The organism is Nitriliruptor sp. (assembly GCF_040882075.1).
Lineage (GTDB): Bacteria > Actinomycetota > Nitriliruptoria > Nitriliruptorales > Nitriliruptoraceae > Nitriliruptor.
Genome location: NZ_JBBEBZ010000035.1, coordinates 1 through 17,057, shown reverse-complemented (window position 1 = coordinate 17,057; position 17,057 = coordinate 1). Strand labels below are relative to the sequence as shown.

Here is a 17,057-nt window from a genome sequence, read left to right as displayed (position 1 = left end):
CACCTCCCCACGAAGATCGCCGCCCGACCCTACAGGTTCGGCCGCGTTCGCAGGGTGCGCACCACCGCGAAGCAGGCGACAGCTGCCGCTGCGGCGACGTTGAGCGACTCCGCGCGCCCGACGATCGGGATGGCCAGGGTGCCGTCGAGCTCGGAGGCGTCGGCCAGCCCGTGCGCCTCGCTGCCGAGCACGAGCGCGACCGGTGCCTCGCCCGGATCGAGGTCGTAGACCGAACGTGGCCCACCCGCATCGAGCCCGAGCACCGTTCGGCCCTCCGCGCGGCAGGCTCGCAGCAGCGCCGCCCGGTCGACATCGACGGCGATCGGCAGGTGGTAGGTCGAACCGACGGCGCTGCGTGCAGCCTTCGGGCCGAAGGGATCCGCGCTGCCGGTCAGGACGACCACGCCACCGGCTCCGGCGGCATCTGCGGTCCGCACGATGGTGCCGACGTTGCCGGGGTCGCTGACCCGATCGAGCACGACCACCAGCTCCCCGATCAGCGCACCACCGAGGTCGCAGGCCGGTGTGCGGGCGACCGCCACGATCCCCTGCGGCGTGGCCGCGTCCGCGATGGCGGCCAGCACGTGGTCGGACACCTCCGTCACCCGCATCCCGGGTGGGAGGTCGAGCCCCTCGGCCCGTCCCGGCGCGATGAACACCTCGTCGACCACACCGGCGGCGAGCGCCTCGGCGACCGCGCGGGGACCCTCGACCAGGTGCTGACCACGCCGAAGCCGCTCCCGCCGGCGCGCGAGCGCGGCAGCGTCACGCACCCGCGGGTTGCGGGTCGAGGTCAGCTCGGGTCCCTCGGTCACGGTCCCTCGTGCGGTTCGGCAGGTCCACCAACCGGTACGGGCCCGGCGGGTGCGTGACGGCACCGATGCACGGGGCGTCCTGTCACTCTTCGGTAGCGGCCCGTGCGTACGCCGCGAGATGCATGACGTAGCTCGGGTACAGCTCGCGCGCCGAGGCGACCCCGGCCGCGAGCTTGTCGAGGTCGATCTCGTCGTAGAGGTGAACGATGACGTTCCGCAACCCCGCCGATGCGGCGAGTCCCTCGGCGAGCTCATGTGGCAGCGCTCCCGCGTCCGCCGCGCCGGCGAACGATGCTCGGTACGTCTCGGGCGAGCGCCCGACCGACGTGCTCACCACGTGGGTGTTGAGCTTGACGGCCGCCTCGACGAGCACCGACAGAACGCGCTCGGTGGTGGCGAGCCGCTGCCAATCAGACCGCAGTTCCTCGACGCCGTTCGGCTCGAGCTCATCGAGGCGACCGAGCGCACGACGGATGTCGCCGAGCCGGCGTTGCACCGCGTCGATGTCGAGGCGTCGCGGCGTCACACCGTGGTCCTCGGACGGACCCCTTCGGCCATCAGCTCGAGGTCGAGCAGGCGGAGCCAGCGCGTGTCGAGGTGCTGGGCGAGCGCTTCCATCTGCTGCTCGGCGAACCTCCCCGGGACGCGCTCGTGGATCGGGATCCCCTCGTAGACGGCGGCGCGCAGCACCACGTTGGCGGTGGCGAGGTCGACGAGATCGACCAGCTCGGAACCGACCAGGCGGTAGATGTCGGACAGCAGCTGCCAGTGATCGATCCGTGACGCAGCGAGGTAGCCGAGGTCGAGATCGTGCGCCGTGGCCTCCTCACGCGAGGCGCTGCCGAACAGCACGAGCAGGTCGAGATCGTACCGCTCCGCGAGGCGCGTCACCTCGTCGTCCTCCACGGCGAGGTCGAGACGCCGCAGCGCCTCGGAAGCGTCGGAGCTCAGCCGGTCCACACCGCTGAGGGTACGCGAGAGACCCACCGAACCTCACGAGGCCGTCATGCCCGGCGTACGACTGAGCGGTCGGACGGTTCAGGCCGCGTCCGACTCGAGCGCCTTCTTGGCGGTCGCGACGATGGCCCCGAAGGCCGCCTGATCGCGGACGGCGAGGTCGGCGAGCACCTTGCGGTCCAGGGTGATCTCGGCGAGCTTCAGCCCGTGCATGAGGCGGCTGTAGGACAGTCCCTCGACGCGGGCCTGCGCGTTGATCCGGGTGATCCACAGCTGGCGGAAGTCACCCTTGCGGGCACGCCGGTCGCGGTAGGCGTACCGCTCGGCGTGGTAGACGGCCTCCTTGGCCACCTTGAACCGGCGGCTGCGGGCTCCGCGGAACCCCTTCGCACGGTCGAGGACGGCCCTGTGGCTCTTCTTGGCGTGGACGCCACGCTTCACGCGCGCCATCGTGGTGCTCCTTCGTCGGCTGCCAGGGGGCAGCTGCGGTGGTCTCGTCGCGCGTCCCGGATCGACCCGGGACGTCGCGTCACTTGTTCAGCAGACGCTTGATCTTGGCGGCGTCGCCGGGAGCCAGGACGGTGTCGCCCGAGAGCCGGCGCTTGCGGGCCGCCGACTTCTTCTCGAGGATGTGCGCCCGGTTCTTCTGGCGCACCATCACCTTGCCGTTCCGCGTCACGCGGAAGCGCTTCTTCGCGCCGCTGTGGGTCTTCTGCTTGGGCATGTCGTGTTCCTGGCTGTCGTTCGGGTTGGTCAGTCGGTGGTCGGCTCGGCGGCGGGTGCCTCGTCGGCGGCCTGATCGTCGGGGGCCTGGTCGTCAGCCTGATCGTCCGCCTGGTCGTCCGGGGCATCCGCGGCCGCGGCGGCGTCGGCGTCGGCCTTCAACGCGGCCTTGTTCTTGTGGGGCGCGAGCACCATCACCATGTTGCGGCCGTCGACCTTGGGCTCGAGCTCGACCGAGGCGAGCTCCTGCATGTCGTCGGCCAGACGGTCGAGCAGGACCTTGCCGAGCTCGGTGTGGGTCATCTCACGACCGCGGAACATGATCGACGCCCGGACCTTCGACCCGGCCTCGAGGAAGCGGCGCACGTGGCCGGATTTCGTGCCGTAGTCGTTGGTCGAGATCTTCGGGCGCATCTTGATCTCTTTGACCACGATCTGGTTCTGGCGCTTGCGCGCCTCCTTGTCCTTCTGCGTCTGCTGGTACTTCTGCTTGCCGTAATCCATGATCCGGCAGACGGGTGGATCGGCCTGGGCGGCGACCTCGACGAGGTCGAGCTCCTGCTCGCGCGCACGGCGCAGGGCCTGGGCGAGCGGGACGATGCCCACCTGCGTCCCGTCGGCGTCCACGAGGCGGACGCGCGGGACCTTGATGTCGGCGTTGAGACGCTGCTGCTGGTCGTTGATGCTGCTGCCTCCTCGGCGTGGGGGGTGCGGTCGCGGTCGGCGTCCGTGGTGCCAGCCCGAGGGGCTCGACACGCCAGAACGGCGACCCATCGGGCCGCCGTTCGCGTCACCGGTCCACACGTGGCGCCCCGCGCGAGGCGGGGCGGGGCGGACGGGGACCCGGGCAGGCGACCTGTCGGGTGGGTGGCACGGAGCGGTGGCGAGCTGTCGCTGCCGGTCCGGCACCTCTTGGTATGCGGTTGGCACGTGCCGCGAGGGCGCGTGCCCGATCAGGCTACCACCCGCGGTGAAGGGCCGCCGTGGCGGGGACGATCAGCGTCCCGGGACCCACAGCCGCGACCCGGCCGCCGGTGGCTCATCGGGAGGTGAGGTCGGCGCTCCCCCGGCGCTCTGCGTGGCAGCGGTGGCACCACCACCACTTCCGGCGGGTGCAGCGGCGGCGTCACCGAGGTCGTCGGGCTCGACGTGGCCCTGAGCAGCCGCCTCGGCGACCTCACGTTCGGCTTCGACCTGCGCGACGCGGAGCTGGGCGAGCACGTCGTCCACCTGCTGCAGCATCTCGGCCGGCAGGTGGGGCCGAGCCCCATCGACAACCGACGCGGACAGGTCGAGCAGCAGCCGGCCGTCGCGCCGACCGAGCTTGACCTGCGCGGCGTTCAGCAGCGCCGAGATCACCTCGGCGATGACCTGCCCGGCGGGGGCGCCACGGAGCTGGCTGAGGTAGGCGCGAACCTCCTCCTCGGACGGTTGCTCACCGGGGCCGGGGACGTCGGACACGTGCGCTCCTGAGGTCTGGTCGAGGGGGGACCCGGACACACGCGGGGCGGGCGGCCGGGGTGCTCGAGCCTAGCGTCACCGCCGATCCCGCCCGATCGGCGGGCAACGCCGCTCGCCTACGATCGCTGCCGCGGTGCACGGTCGCGCCCCGCCCCGTCAGGAGCCACCGGTGAAGACCTTCGACAGCCTGTTCGCGGAGCTCCAGCAGCGGGCTGTGGAGCGTCCTGCCGGTTCCGGGACGGTCGCCGCCCTCGACGCCGGCGTGCACGCCATCGGCAAGAAGGTCGTCGAGGAGGCCGCTGAGGTCTGGATGGCCGCGGAGCACGAGGGCCCCGAACGCACCGCCGAGGAGATCAGCCAGCTCCTGTACCACCTGCAGGTGCTGATGCTCGCCGCGGGGCTCGAACTCGACGACGTCTACGCTCACCTCTGAGCTGTCCGGCAACCCCCACACCCCCGTCGAGCGACACGTTCGCGCTCGACCGCGAGCGACCACCACGAAGGCCCGTTGATGTTGCGCGTCGCCATCCCAAACAAGGGCACCCTGTCCGAGGCCGCCTCAGAGCTGCTCGTCGAGGCGGGCTACCGCCAACGACGCGACAGCCGCGAGCTCGTGCTCGTGGACCCCGACCACGACGTGGAGTTCTTCTTCCTGCGGCCACGGGACATCGCCACCTACGTGGGCTCGGGGCGCATCGACCTCGGCCTGACCGGTCGCGACCTGCTGCTCGACTCCGAGACCGACGCCGAGGAGGTGCTCGCGCTCGGCTTCGGCGGATCGACGTTCCGCTACGCCGCGGTCGCGGGATCGGTCAGCAGCGTCGAGGCCTTCGCCGGCAAGCGTGTCGCGACGTCGTACGCGGGCATCGTCCGTCGCGATCTGGCGGAGCGTGGCATCGACGCGGAGGTGGTGCGGCTCGATGGCGCGGTCGAGACCGCCGTCCGGCTCGGCGTCGCGGACGTGATCGCTGACGTGGTCTCGACCGGCACGACCCTGCGCCAGGCGGGCCTCGAGGTCGTCGGTGACCCGATCCTGCGCAGCGAGGCGGTGCTGATCCGGCGTACCGGGGCACCCGACGACCCGCAGGTCGAGCAGCTGGTTCGCCGCATCAACGGCGTGATCATCGCCCGTCGCTACGTGATGATCGACTACGACGTCCGCGTCGAGCACGTCGACGCGGCCCTGCCCCTCACCCCCGGCATCGAGTCCCCCACCGTCAGCCCGTTGCACGACCAGGGCTGGGTCGCGGTACGGGCCATGGTCGAGCGCAAGGGCACCAACCGCGTGATGGACGAGCTGTGGGCCATCGGCGCCCGCGGGATCCTGGTCACCGACATCCTGGCGTGCCGGCTGTAACGATCAGCGGTAGCTGAGCTTGGTGGAGCACGCCGGCCAGGCGCCCCAGCCCTGGCGGGACAGGAGGATCTCGGCGCGCTCGATCTGTTCGGTCTTCGTGGCGTGGTGCGGGTAACCGCTCCCGCCGACCCACTTCCACGACGAGAGGTTGAACTGCAGCCCGCCGTAGTAGCCGTTGCCGGTGTTGATCGACCAGTTGCCGCCCGACTCGCAGCGGGCCAGGTCCTCCCAGATGCGCAGCCGGTCCGCAGCAGCCGTCTCGGCAGCAGCCTTCGCTGCGGCTTCCTCCTCGGCCTTGCGGCGGGCCTCCTCCTCGAGGCGGCGCTGCTCGGCGAGGCGGTCGATCTCGGCCTGCTGCACCTCACGCTCGGCGAGCGTGACCGGCGTCACGGTCGGGACGTACCCGAGCGCGCGGGCGAGGAAGATCGCCGACTGGCCCCGCGTGATCGGTGCGTTGGTGCAGAAGTGGGTGGCTCGTGTACCGCAGCCCGCCGTGATACCCGCCGCGGCCAGGCGCTCGATCGCGGGCCCGTGGGTCGTGCCGCCGTCGAGGAAGAAACGCTCCTCGGTCGCAGGCAGGTCGAGCGCTGCGTCGATCATCGAGGCGAGCTGGCCCCGGGTGATGGCGGTCGCCGGGCAGTACTCGGTCGGCGTGCATCCCCGGACCACGCCCGCGTCGGCGAGGGTCTCGATCTGCGACGCGTGCGAGTTCTCGGTGAGGTCGGAGAAGGTGACGGTCTCGGATGGCTCGAGCTCCAGCGCTCGGACCAGGAAGGTGGCGAGCTGGTCGCGGCGGAGCAGGTCGCTGGGGCAGTAGGCGTCGTCGCTGCAACCCTGGGTGATGTCGTTGAGGGACAGCGCGGTGACGGCCGGCTCGTAGGTGGTGCCGTCGGTGTCGGCGAAGCCCGTCGCAGCGGCTTGCCCCTGGGACATCGGGAGGGTGAGCGCGAGGAGGGCCGCGAGCAGGACGAGCAGCGACCTGCGGGCGTGGCGGAGCAGCACGGAGCGATCTCCTGGGGTGAAGGGACGCCCGCATCACGCGGGCTGGGAGGGCGGCACCCGGACGGCTCACGGGGCGGCGCTGGAGAAGGTGACCGGCCGTGCACGGATGGGCAAGTCAACGGACAGTGTCCGTGTGGATGAGGCCCGCGGGTCAGCCCGTTGGTTGCGCGGTGAACAGATCGGCCCCCGGGACCGCGGCGTCCGGGGACGCGATCACCGTCAGGGAGCGCGTGGCACGCGTCACAGCGACGTACAGCTGGTGGAGGCCGACGCTCGACGACGATGCGATCGCGTCCGGCGCGACCACGATCACGTCGTCGAACTCGAGGCCCTTGACCGTGCGCGGGTCGTGCACCCGCACCCGTTCCGTGCGCTCCGCGACATCCGGCACCGCCCCCTCGACGGCGGCCTGGAGCGCGGCGAGGTCCTCGTCGGGCCCGATCACCGCGACCATCCCCTCGTGGCGGGCGAGGAGGTCGACCACCGCCGCGGCGGCCAACGCCGGCAGGTCCTCACCCCGCTGCAACCGGGGTCGCCGGCCGGCGCTGCGGACCGCCGTCGGCACCGCAGCCGGGTCGTGACCCGCCGCTGCGAGGACCTCACGGGCGACGTCGACGATCTCGGAGGGGGTGCGGTAGTTGACCGACAGGCGGGTCACCTGCACGTCGCGGCGTCCGATCAGCTCGGCGATGGCTGCCCAGGTCGCAGGCTCGGCCACGCGGCTGCGCTGGGCGAGGTCTCCGACCACCGTCCACGACGCGTAGGGGCCGCGGCGGGCCACCGTGCGCCACTGCATCGGGCTGAGGTCCTGGGCTTCGTCGACCACGACGTGAGCGAAGTCGCGGTACCCCGGTGCCGCGACATCGGCGATCTCGACCTCGACCCGGAGCCGGTCGCTGGTGAGACGGATGCCCCCGTCGTCGCGTTCCGCTGGTCGTTCGCGTCTCGCCGGCGGCGGGCCGAGCAGCGCCGCGACCTCGTCGAGCAACGCGACGTCGTCGGTGGTCCAGGCGGCCGCCCCGGCCCAGGCTTCCACGAGCAGCGCACGCTGGTCGGCACCGACGAGGTCACCTGCCACCGAACGGACGTCGACCTCGCCACCGGCCAGCCGCCCGAGGACCTCGACGGGGTCGAGCACCGGCCACCAGCAGCGTCTCAGCATCGTCACGCCGGCAGCGTCCTCGATCGCGGCGTCGAAACCCGACCCGCGGCGTTCCTCGGGCGGTCGGCCGCCAGCCGCACGGTGGGCCGACCGCCACGCCTTCCAGAGGGCGGCGCGCAGCGAGTCCTCAGCCGCGTGCGCCCGCCCGTGGTAGCTCGCGCCCGCCCGGTCCGCGCGCACGCCCTCGAGTAGACGTCGACGGACCGTCGTGAGCGTCCGTGCGTCGACGCGGGCGGTCGTGGCCTCGAAGGTCACCCGCGTGTCCGGGGGTAGCGGCGGCGGGGCCTGCTGCACCAGCCGCCGGCAGACGGCGGCCATGGTCAGATCTCCCTTGACTGCGGCGACCTCCGGGCGGTCCCAACCGGCCACCACGGCACCCGGTGGCGCGAAGCCACCGAGCGATCGCTGCACCGCGCGGTCCTCGCCCAGCGAGGGCAGGACGCGTGAGGTGTGCTCGGTGAAGGCGGCCGAGGGGCCGACGACCAACACGCCTCGGCCTTCGAACCGTTCACGGTCCTCGTACAGCAGGTAGGCCACCCGGTGGAGGGCGACGACGGTCTTGCCCGTGCCGGGACCACCGGCGACCACGAGCGTCCCCGTCGCCGGCGCTCGGATGATGCGGTCCTGGTCGGCCTGGATCGTCGCCACGATGTCGCCGAGGTGGCCGGTCCGCACGCGCGACAGCGCCGCGAGCAGGGCCCCCTGGCCCGTGACGGCCGTGATGTCGAGGCGGTCCGCGGCGTCGGCGTCGAGCACCTCGTCGTCGAGGTCGTGGACGCGGCGGCCGCGGGTCGACAGCGTGCGCCGGCGGACGACACCGTGGGGGCGTGCCGGCGTCGCCCGGTAGAACGCACCGGCCGCCGGTGCTCGCCAATCGACGAGCAGCACGTCGCCGGTTTCGTCGATGACCGAGACGCGTCCGACGTGGAGCGTGTCACCGTCGGTCAGGTCGAGCCGGCCGAACGCGAGGGACTCGATGTCACCGAAGGTCAAGCGGGCGGCGCGGACGGCGTGGTGGTGGGCGGTGACGTCCCGCTCGAAGACGGCCTGGAAGGTGCCGCTGCCCGGCTCGCGGTTGGCCGCGACACGGCGTGCCTCGGCACGCTGGCGCAGGGTCTCGACCCGGTCGTGGACGAGGTCGAGGTGCGTCTGCTCCTCGGCGATCGCGGCCCGCTTGGCACCCGGCGCGGGTTCACGCTCCCCCACGTCGGCACCAGGCTCGGGATCGGCCGGGTTCACAGCCCCTGGAGCAACCGTGCGGTCTCGACCGCCGCCAGCGCGGAATCGGCGCCCTTGTTGCCAAGCTTGCCGCCGGCCCGCTCCACCGCCTGCTCCCAGGTGTCGGTCGTCAGGACACCGAACGCGACCGGGATGCCGTGCGCGCGGGACACCGCCGACGCGCCGGACGCGCACTCCCCCGCCACGTAGTCGAAGTGCGGGGTGGCGCCCCGGACCACGCACCCGAGGGCCACGAGCGCGTCGACCTCACCGGACGCGGCGAACCTCTCGAGGACGACCGGCAACTCGAACGCCCCGGGGACCCACGCGACCTGGATGTCGGACGCCATCGCCTTGTGCCGCAGCAGCGCGTCGACCGCGCCGTCCACCAGCTGCTGGACGACGGTCTCGTTGAACCGAGCAGCGACGATGCCGACGCGCAGACCCGCGGCGTCGAGGGTGCCGGTGTGGACGCGGACGTCGTCCGCATCCGGGGTCCGGGCGTGGGAGCTCACGGCTGGTCCTCTCGTTCGGTGGTGCGGGGAGCGTCGGGCCGCGCGGCCGCGGCCCCGACGGGCGCTGCATCCTCGCGCACCAGCGTGTCCGGTGCCGCATCGTCGTCGGGTGGCGGCGCCATCGCGCTCCCCCGAGGGCTGGGCTTGCTGACCCGCCGGGGCGCGGTCGAGCGTTGCCCGGCGATGTCACCGACGCCGGTCGAGACCGCCTCGACCTCACCCGACATCACGTGCCCCATCCGGGCCACCTTCGTGGCCAGGTACGCGGCGTTGTCCGCGTTCGGAACGACCTCGACGGGGATCCGGTCGGTGACCGACAGGCCGAACCCGCCGAGCGCCGCGCGCTTCTCGGGGTTGTTGGTCAGCAGGCGCAACGTCGACAGGCCGAGGTCGGCCAGGATCATGGCCCCGGTGCCGTAGTCGCGAGCGTCGGCGGGGAACCCCAGCTGGAGGTTCGCGTCGACGGTGTCCACGCCGGCGTCCTGGAGCTCGTAGGCCTGCAGCTTGTGGAGCAGGCCGATCCCGCGACCCTCGTGTCCCCGCAGGTAGACGATGACGCCCTCGCCCTCGTCGGCGATGCGGGCCATGGCGAGGTCGAGCTGGGGACCGCAGTCGCAACGCAGCGACCGGAACACGTCACCGGTGAGGCACTCGGAGTGCATGCGGACGAGCACGTCGCTCTTGCCCTCGGGCTCGCCGTGGAGCAGCGCGATGGATTCCGAACCGTCGAACGCGGCGCGGTAGCCGATCATGCGCCACGCGCCGTACGGCGTCGGCAGCTTGGCGACCGCGATCCGCTCGACCTGGGCGCTCTCGTGCTCGCGTCGGTAGGCGATCAGGTCTGCGATGGTGACCAGCAGCAGGTCGTGCTCGGCGCAGAAACGCTCCAGATCGGGCAGCCGTGCCATCGATCCGTCGTCGTTGACGACCTCGCAGATCACCGCAGCGGGGCGACGACCAGCCAGCCGCGCGAGGTCGACCGACGCCTCGGTGTGCCCGGGCCGGCGCAGCACCCCACCGGGGTGGTAGCGCAAGGGGAAGACGTGGCCGGGCCGCGACACGTCGCTCGGAACCGAATCGGCGTCGGCCAACACCTGCAGCGTCCGCGCCCGATCCCCGGCCGAGATCCCCGTCGAGGTGCCCTCCACGGCGTCGACCGTCACGGTGTACGCGGTCCCCTTCGGGTCCTCGTTGTGGATCACCATCATCGGGATCTCGAGGCGATCGAGGTCCTCGCCGAGCAGCGGTGCGCAGACCACCCCCGACGAGTGGCGCACGATGAACCCGATCGCCTCGGGTGTCGCGGCGTCGGCCGCCATGACGAGGTCACCCTCGTTCTCACGGTCCTCGTCGTCCACGACCACGACCATGCCGCCGGCCGCGATCACGGCGACGGCCTCGTCGATGCTGGCGAAGCGGCTCACGGTGCCTCCTGGTGCGGGACGTACGGGGATGGGGCGCCGCCGGCGAGCAGGTGCACTCTCCGATCGGCGGCGCTCACGGTGCCTGCTGCTGCGGGACGTACGGGGACGGTGCGCCGCCGGCGAGCAGGTGCTCGACGTGCTTGGCGACGACGTCGGCTTCGAGGTTGACGCGGTCCCCCGCGGTGCGCACCCCGAGCGTGGTCACCTCGAGGGTGTGCGGGATCAACCCGACCCGGAAGGTGGCACGTCCGGCGGTCGTCCGCTCGACGTCGACGACGGTGAGGCTCACCCCGGTGACGGTGACCGACCCCTTCGGCACCAGGTAGCGCGCGACCTCGGCGGGGGCGGCGATCGTCAGCAAGACCGTCCCCGGCTGGTCGTCGCGGGCGACCACCTCGCCGACGGCATCGACGTGCCCCTGCACGAGGTGGCCACCGAACCGAGCGTCCGTACGCATCGCGCGTTCGAGGTTCACGGGATCGCCGGTGCGCAGACCGCCGAGCGAGGTCGCCCGCAACGTCTCAGCCATGAGGTCCGCGGTGAACCCCGCGTCGTCGAACTCGGTCACCGTCAGGCAGCAGCCGTCGACCGCGATGGAGTCACCGATGGCGACGTCCTCGACGACCCGTGAGCAGGTGACGTGCAGGCGTGCCGACGCGGCGGCCCCGTCACCCTCGGCGACGAAGGTGCGGACGCGGCCGATCTCCTCGACGATGCCGGTGAACATCAGGCGACCTCCTGCACGGCGGGGAGCCGGTCGGCGGGGACGCGCTCCCAGATCAGGTCGTCGCCCGCGCCCCCGGACCGCGTGGTGACCCACCCGGTCGTGTCCCCGTCGAGGGCCGGACGGGGGGTGCCGGTCCCGATCCCGACGGCCACGTGACGGACCAACCGGTCGACCAGGCCCGCGGCGAGCAGCGCCGATCCGAGCACCTCCCCGGGTTCGGCCAGGACGGTGTTGATGCCGTGGTCGGCCAGCGACCGGAGGGCGGCATCGAGGTCGAGCGCGCCGCCGTCGGTGACGGCGACATCAATGACCTCGGCTCCCGCTGCGGTCAGCGCCCGGCGGGCGTCCTCGTCGGCATCGGGGCGGGTGATGACGAGGGCCCCGCGGGTGACCACCCGCGCGTCGGGCGGGGTCTGGAGCCGCCCGTCGAGGACGACGGGCCTCGGTTGCGGTCGGTCGCCCAGGGCGGCGTCGCGCACGTCGAGGCCGGGGTCGTCGGCCAGCACCGTGCCGCTGCCGACGAGGACGGCGTCCACCGTGGCGCGCCACCGGTGGACCGCACGGCGTGCGAGGGGACCCGTGATCCACCGCTGCTCGGGATCGGGTGCGGCGAGGTGACCGTCGACGGTCTGCGCGAGCTTGAGGGTCACGTGGGGCCGACCGGTGCGGACGCGGGTCAGGAAACCCTCGAGGTCACCCGCGACCCATGCGCGGAACACCGGCGGCGCGAAACACACCTCGACACCGTTGGCGCGGAGGACCTCGGCGCCCCCGGCAGCCTGCGGGTTCGGGTCGGGGTGGGCGACCACGACGCGGCGCACGCCCGCCGCCAGCAACGCGCCGGTGCAGGGCGGTGTCCGGCCGTGGTGGGCGCACGGCTCGAGGGTGACCAGGGCGGTCGCACCGTCCGCAGCGCCACCAGCGGCGGTGAGCGCCGCCACCTCGGCGTGTGGAGCTCCGGGTGGGCCCGTCCACCCCTGGCCCACCTCGTCGCCATCACGGACCAGCACGCACCCGACGGCGGGGTTCGGGGAGGTCGTGCCGCGGGCACGACCCGCGATCGCGACGGCACGCGCGAGGTGGACGCGTTCGGTGGCGTCCACGGTCGGCGTCGCGGTGGCGGTCACGGACGTCCTCGGGCGGCTCGGTCGGGCGCGCAGGGGCCGGGCGCGGCGTCACGGCCGCGAACGACGGGCCCAGCGGGACGGCAGATCCACCCCGGAGAGGCGCGGAGGGAGCCTACCGGGGAGCGGCTCGCGTCCGGGACGGCGCCGTCGGGCGGGACACCTCAGGAGGGCCCGGATCCCAGCGGCAGATCGACCGCGAGGTCGACGCCCGACCCACGCTCACGCCGGCGGTCGATCGCGTAGGCCGAACCGGCGTCCTGGCGCGACTTGGCGAACCGCTTCATCTCCGTGGCGACCTCGACCATCTCCCCGGGGTGCACGAGATCGCCGGCGGCGCTCGCAGCGGCGCCGATCGACAGCGACAGGACGCCGTACCGCTGCAGGACGCCCCGCCGGTCGGCGACCTCGATGCCGCCAGCGAGCCGGTCGACCGGGTCGTAGAAGGTGGGTGCGAGCGCGTCGAACCGGTCACAGGTGGCGAGAGCGACGTCATCGGCTCGGTCGCTCGGGACGACCACCACGAAGTCGTCACCACCGACGTGGCCGATGAAGGTGTGCTCGTCACCGAGCTCGGCAGCCACCGACTGGAGCACCCCGGCGGTCGCACGGATGGCCTCATCACCGCGCAGGAAGCCGTAGTGGTCGTTGAACGGTTTGAAGGAGTCGATGTCGACGTACAGCAGGACCAGGTCGTCGCCCCGTTCGAGCCGTTCGGTGAGCTCGGTCAGGATGCGTTCGTTGCCCGGCAGACCGGTGAGCGGGTTGCGGGCGCTCTGCTGCTGCGCACGCCGCAACGCCGCCCGGACGTGGGCGAGCAGCACCTCGGCGTCGAACGGCTTGGTCAGGTAGCTGTCCGCGCCCGCGTCGAGACCTTCGACGGTGTCGGCTGCCTGACCGCGGGCGGTGAGCAGGACGACCGGCAGGTGGGCCGTGCGGGCATCCTCACGCAGGTGCCGCAGCGCCTCGAGCCCGTCCATCCTCGGCATCATCACGTCGAGCAGGACCAGGTCGGGTTCGCTGCGACGCGCACGTTCGAGACCGTCGACACCGTCGACGGCCTCGATCACCTCGAAGCCGTTCAGCGTGAGGGTGACCTCGAGGTAGGCACGGATGTCCTCGTCATCGTCGACGATGAGCACCCGCGCGGACGTCACCGGCCCGCCGTCGGCCGAGCCGCGATGGCGGCATCGAGCAGCGCACGGACGGCCGCGCTGCGGTCGTCGCGGTCGAACACCGCGGAACCGGCCACCAGGGTGTCCGCGCCCGCCGCCACCGTCCCAGCGACGGTGTCGACGGTGATCCCGCCGTCGACCTCGATGCGGAAGCTGGCATCGTTCGCGCGGCGCCAGTCGTCGGCCTCGGCGATCTTCGGTAGGACCTCGGTCATGAACGCCTGGCCGCCGAACCCGGGCTCGACGGTCATGACCAGCAGCATGTCGACGTGGGGCAGCAGCTCCTCGACCAGGGACAGCGGCAGCTTCGGCTTCAGCGCCACGCCGACGTGGGCACCACGCTCGTGGAGCTCGTGGACGATCGACAGCGGATCGTCGTCGACCTCCGGGTGGAAGGTGACCGACTCCGCCCCGAGCGCGATGAACTGCGGCGCGTAGGTGCGCGGGTCGCTGATCATCAGGTGGCAGTCGAGGAACCGGTCCGTCACCGCTCGGAGCGACTTCACCACCGGTTGGCCGATGGTCAGGTTCGGGACGTAGTGCCCGTCCATGACGTCCACGTGCAGCCACGGCACCGACGGTGCGACGTCCGCCACCTCGTCGCCCAGCCGGGCGAAATCGGCCGACAGGATCGACGGTGACACCACCAGATCGTGCACCGTCAGGTCCTCCCCTGGGACGCGTTCGGGGCCGGAGCCTACTGCCCGGTATCCGAACCCGGGCGATCCCACACCGCGATGAACATGCCATCGGTGTCGTCGTGGTCGGGCAACAGCTGTTCGCGCGCTCCGGCGACCAGATCGGGCCGGTCCCGGTCGAACGCGTCGGCCACCTCGACGGTCTCGGCCCCGGTCCAGGTGCACACCGCGTAGACCAGCCGGCCGCCCGGTGCGACCCGGTCGGCTGCAGCGCGAAGCAGCCGCGCCTGGAGCTCGGCGAGGTCACGGGCGTCGTCGGGCGTGCGACGCCAACGGACCTCGGGGCGTCGGCGCCCGACGCCGAGGCCCGTGCACGGTGCGTCGAGCAGCACGACGTCGAACCGGTCGTCGGCGGCGATCGGCGGATCCTGCGCGTCGCCGACGCGGACGTCGACGGTCAGACCCTGTCGTCGCGCCGCACCGCAGATCATCTCCGCGCGGTGCGGGTGCAGATCGATCGCCGTCACGGGTGGACCGTCCGGTCCCACCTCGGTGGCGAGGTAGGTCGTCTTGCCACCGGGGCCGGCGCACAGGTCGAGCACCCGGTCCCCCGGGGTGACGCCCGCGGCGAGCACGACCCGCTGCGAGGCCTCGTCCTGGGGGACGGCACGGCCCTCCGCGAGGGCGGGGAGCCGGCGCGGATCGGCGCCGGGCGCACGCACCGCGGCGGGAGCAGCGCCCGGGGTCGCGGTCACGCCCGCCTCGGTGAGCTCGGCGATCAGGGCGTCGCGGTCGCCGGTCGCGCGCAGGGTCAACCCCGGGGGCGCATCGTCGGCGAGCAGGATCGACTCCGTGCGATCACGACCGAACCGCTCGAGCAGGTCGCGGACGACCCAGGTGGGGTGGGCGGTGGTGCGTGCGAGGTGATCGACCGGATCGGTCGCGGCGTCGGGCCACGGCGGACCGGTACCGCGGAACTGGCGTTCGAGCGCCCGGAGGACGCCGTTGACGAAGCCGCTCGCGCCCTTGGCTCGGCCCTTCGGGACCGCTTCGCCGGCGAGCGTGACGCTCGTGGCCACGGCGGCGTGTGCGGGGACCTCGGTCCGCAGCAGCTGGAGGGCGCCCAGTCGCAGGATCCGCCGCAGCGACGGTTCGACGTCCTCGACCGGTCGGGTGAGCACGTGACCGAGGAGCCAGTCGAGCGTGCCTTCGAAGCGCAACGTGTCGTAGGCGAGGTGGCTGGCGAGGCTGCGGTCGCGGGCCTGGGTGAGGTCACCGACCGCGGCGGGGACGGCGGTGTTGGACCAGGCTCCGTCCTCGTCGACCGCCCGGAGCGCGGCGAGCGCCGCACGCCTGGCGGGCAGACCGTCGCTCACGCACCGAGCCGTTCGCCGAGCTCGGGACGCTGGCCGTTGACGAAGGCGGCGGCGTCGACCCGACCCTTGCCCTCGGGCTGCACCACGTCGAGCTGCACGGCGCCACCTCCGCAGGCGACGACGGCGGCCCGCTTGGTGACCGCGACGACCTCACCCGGAGCGCCGGACGGGACCGGCTCACCCGCGACCTCGTCGACGGGGGTGGTGCGCCAGATCTTCAGACGCTTGTCGCGGAAGGTCGTGTGCGCGCCCGGTGCCGGGTCGGCGCTCCGCACGAGGTCGGTGACCGTGCCCGCGGCCGCGGACCAGTCGATGACGGCATCCTGCGGGTTGACCTTCGGCGCCAGCGTCGAACCGTCGGTCGGCTGCGGCACGGGCTGCTCCCCCGCGACGAGCCGTCGGAGCGCATCGAGGAGCACCGGCGCGCCGACGTCCGCCAGGCGGTCGAGCAGGCTGCCGGAGGTGTCGTCGGGGCGGATCGGCTCCTCGGCGGTGGCCAGGACGGGTCCGGTGTCCATGCCCTCGTCGAGCACGAAACAGGTGACGCCCGTGACCTCGTCGCCGGCCCGGATGGCGTGCTGGACCGGTGCGGCCCCACGCCACCGCGGCAACAACGAGAAGTGCAGGTTCACGAAACCACGCCCACCCACGTCCAGGACGGACCGCGGCAGGAGGGCGCCGTAGGCGACGATCGCGCAGGCGTCGACGTCGAGCGCTGCGAGGTCGTCGACGATCTCGCGGGCCTTGACCGGCTGCCAGACCGGCAGGCCGTGGCGTTCGGCCGCCACCTTCACCGGCGGTGGCACGGGCTGCTTCGAGCGACCCTTGGGCCGGTCGGGGTTGGTCACCACCGCGACGACCTCGACGTCGTCGGCAGCCACGAGAGCATCGAGGGCCGGCACGGCCACGTCGGGCGTGCCGAGGAAGAGGATGCGCACGTCAGCTCCCCCGCGGTCGGTCGAGCCGGACGGCACCGTCGCCGCGACCGCGCACACCGCTCGACCCGAGCAGCAGGCCGCCAGCGACCGGGGCCGACGGGGCCTGGCCCTGCTCGGCGAGCCGCTGTTCGCGCATGACCTTCATCGCCGCCTTGCGATCGTGCTCGGCGAGGTGGTCGATGAACAGGATGCCGTTGAGGTGGTCCATCTCGTGCAGGAAGATCCGGGCGAGGAAGCCCTCGAGCTGCACCGTGTGGTCGTCACCGTGGAGGTCCTGGTGGGCGACCTCGACGCGCAGCGGCCGGTCGACGGGGTAGAACAGGCCGGGGAACGACAGGCAGCCCTCGTCGCCCTCCTGGAGCTCCTCGGAGCTGTCGAGGAGCACCGGGTTGACGACGGCGCCGCCGATGATCCCTCCGGGGCCCACCCCCCCGGGGCCCACCCC

At 72.7% G+C, this 17,057-nt stretch carries 20 protein-coding genes; 2 read left to right on the top strand and 18 right to left on the bottom strand.

Translation table 11 applies throughout. The features are described from left to right. Window positions 1-29: 29 nt before the first annotated feature. From WEB03_RS01890 to WEB03_RS01860, 7 genes are all read right to left on the bottom strand, one after another. A complete protein-coding gene (locus WEB03_RS01890) occupies window positions 30-815 on the bottom strand; it encodes a TrmH family RNA methyltransferase (protein WP_368069276.1) in 786 nt (261 codons plus the stop codon). 82 nt (window positions 816-897) lie between these two features. After that, window positions 898-1,341: a DUF86 domain-containing protein gene (locus tag WEB03_RS01885; protein WP_368069275.1), complete on the bottom strand. Its 444-nt coding sequence runs from the start codon at window positions 1,339-1,341 to the stop codon at window positions 898-900. Continuing rightward, window positions 1,338-1,802: a nucleotidyltransferase domain-containing protein gene (locus tag WEB03_RS01880; protein WP_368069274.1), complete on the bottom strand. Its 465-nt coding sequence runs from the start codon at window positions 1,800-1,802 to the stop codon at window positions 1,338-1,340. The genes WEB03_RS01885 and WEB03_RS01880 overlap by 4 nt, the downstream gene beginning before the upstream one ends. Window positions 1,803-1,853: 51 nt before the next feature. Beyond that, window positions 1,854-2,222 carry a 50S ribosomal protein L20 gene (gene rplT / locus WEB03_RS01875; RefSeq protein ID WP_368069273.1) on the bottom strand — a complete coding sequence of 123 codons (369 nt, stop codon included), beginning with the start codon at window positions 2,220-2,222 and terminating at the stop codon, window positions 1,854-1,856. A 79-nt stretch (window positions 2,223-2,301) separates the two neighbouring features. Then, window positions 2,302-2,496: a 50S ribosomal protein L35 gene (gene rpmI / locus WEB03_RS01870; RefSeq protein ID WP_368069272.1), complete on the bottom strand. Its 195-nt coding sequence runs from the start codon at window positions 2,494-2,496 to the stop codon at window positions 2,302-2,304. A 29-nt stretch (window positions 2,497-2,525) separates the two neighbouring features. Then, entirely contained in the window at window positions 2,526-3,179 is a 654-nt protein-coding gene (infC, locus tag WEB03_RS01865; protein WP_368069298.1) for a translation initiation factor IF-3, read from the bottom strand. A 312-nt stretch (window positions 3,180-3,491) separates the two neighbouring features. Beyond that, entirely contained in the window at window positions 3,492-3,956 is a 465-nt protein-coding gene (locus tag WEB03_RS01860) for a hypothetical protein (RefSeq protein ID WP_368069271.1), read from the bottom strand. A 169-nt stretch (window positions 3,957-4,125) separates the two neighbouring features. Here WEB03_RS01860 and WEB03_RS01855 point away from each other — a divergent pair, with 169 nt between their 5' ends. After that, a complete protein-coding gene (locus WEB03_RS01855) occupies window positions 4,126-4,389 on the top strand; it encodes a phosphoribosyl-ATP diphosphatase (RefSeq protein WP_368069270.1) in 264 nt (87 codons plus the stop codon). A gap of 78 nt (window positions 4,390-4,467) precedes the next feature. Continuing rightward, window positions 4,468-5,313, top strand: coding sequence for an ATP phosphoribosyltransferase (gene hisG / locus WEB03_RS01850; RefSeq protein WP_368069297.1), 846 nt, complete (start codon window positions 4,468-4,470; stop codon window positions 5,311-5,313). Window positions 5,314-5,316: 3 nt separating this feature from the next. On the opposite strand, the gene WEB03_RS01845 is transcribed toward hisG, so the two are convergent. From WEB03_RS01845 to WEB03_RS01795, 11 genes are all read right to left on the bottom strand, one after another. Further along, complete coding sequence (locus WEB03_RS01845) at window positions 5,317-6,315, bottom strand: transglycosylase family protein (RefSeq protein ID WP_368069269.1); 999 nt, start codon at window positions 6,313-6,315, stop codon at window positions 5,317-5,319. 151 nt (window positions 6,316-6,466) lie between these two features. Then, window positions 6,467-8,683, bottom strand: coding sequence for a UvrD-helicase domain-containing protein (locus tag WEB03_RS01840; RefSeq protein WP_368069268.1), 2,217 nt, complete (start codon window positions 8,681-8,683; stop codon window positions 6,467-6,469). A gap of 29 nt (window positions 8,684-8,712) precedes the next feature. Then, window positions 8,713-9,210, bottom strand: coding sequence for a 6,7-dimethyl-8-ribityllumazine synthase (gene ribH, locus WEB03_RS01835; RefSeq protein ID WP_368069267.1), 498 nt, complete (start codon window positions 9,208-9,210; stop codon window positions 8,713-8,715). Next, on the bottom strand, window positions 9,207-10,634 hold the full coding sequence (locus WEB03_RS01830) for a bifunctional 3,4-dihydroxy-2-butanone-4-phosphate synthase/GTP cyclohydrolase II (protein WP_368069266.1): 1,428 nt from the start codon (window positions 10,632-10,634) through the stop codon (window positions 9,207-9,209). Before WEB03_RS01830 ends, ribH begins: the two co-directional genes overlap by 4 nt. Before the next feature lie 73 nt (window positions 10,635-10,707). Next, window positions 10,708-11,361: a riboflavin synthase gene (locus tag WEB03_RS01825; protein ID WP_368069265.1), complete on the bottom strand. Its 654-nt coding sequence runs from the start codon at window positions 11,359-11,361 to the stop codon at window positions 10,708-10,710. Next, window positions 11,361-12,488 (bottom strand): bifunctional diaminohydroxyphosphoribosylaminopyrimidine deaminase/5-amino-6-(5-phosphoribosylamino)uracil reductase RibD, encoded by a 1,128-nt coding sequence (gene ribD, locus WEB03_RS01820; protein ID WP_368069264.1) that lies wholly within the window; start codon window positions 12,486-12,488, stop codon window positions 11,361-11,363. Before ribD ends, WEB03_RS01825 begins: the two co-directional genes overlap by 1 nt. Before the next feature lie 161 nt (window positions 12,489-12,649). Next, complete coding sequence (locus tag WEB03_RS01815; protein ID WP_368069263.1) at window positions 12,650-13,642, bottom strand: response regulator; 993 nt, start codon at window positions 13,640-13,642, stop codon at window positions 12,650-12,652. Then, window positions 13,639-14,319 carry a ribulose-phosphate 3-epimerase gene (gene rpe / locus WEB03_RS01810; RefSeq protein ID WP_368069262.1) on the bottom strand — a complete coding sequence of 227 codons (681 nt, stop codon included), beginning with the start codon at window positions 14,317-14,319 and terminating at the stop codon, window positions 13,639-13,641. Before rpe ends, WEB03_RS01815 begins: the two co-directional genes overlap by 4 nt. Before the next feature lie 38 nt (window positions 14,320-14,357). Continuing rightward, complete coding sequence (locus WEB03_RS01805) at window positions 14,358-15,674, bottom strand: transcription antitermination factor NusB (protein ID WP_368069261.1); 1,317 nt, start codon at window positions 15,672-15,674, stop codon at window positions 14,358-14,360. Further along, window positions 15,671-16,612 carry a methionyl-tRNA formyltransferase gene (gene fmt / locus WEB03_RS01800; RefSeq protein WP_368069260.1) on the bottom strand — a complete coding sequence of 314 codons (942 nt, stop codon included), beginning with the start codon at window positions 16,610-16,612 and terminating at the stop codon, window positions 15,671-15,673. Before fmt ends, WEB03_RS01805 begins: the two co-directional genes overlap by 4 nt. A gap of 1 nt (window position 16,613) precedes the next feature. Beyond that, window positions 16,614-17,057: peptide deformylase (locus WEB03_RS01795; protein WP_368069259.1), on the bottom strand; the 444-nt coding region annotated here is incomplete at its 5' end.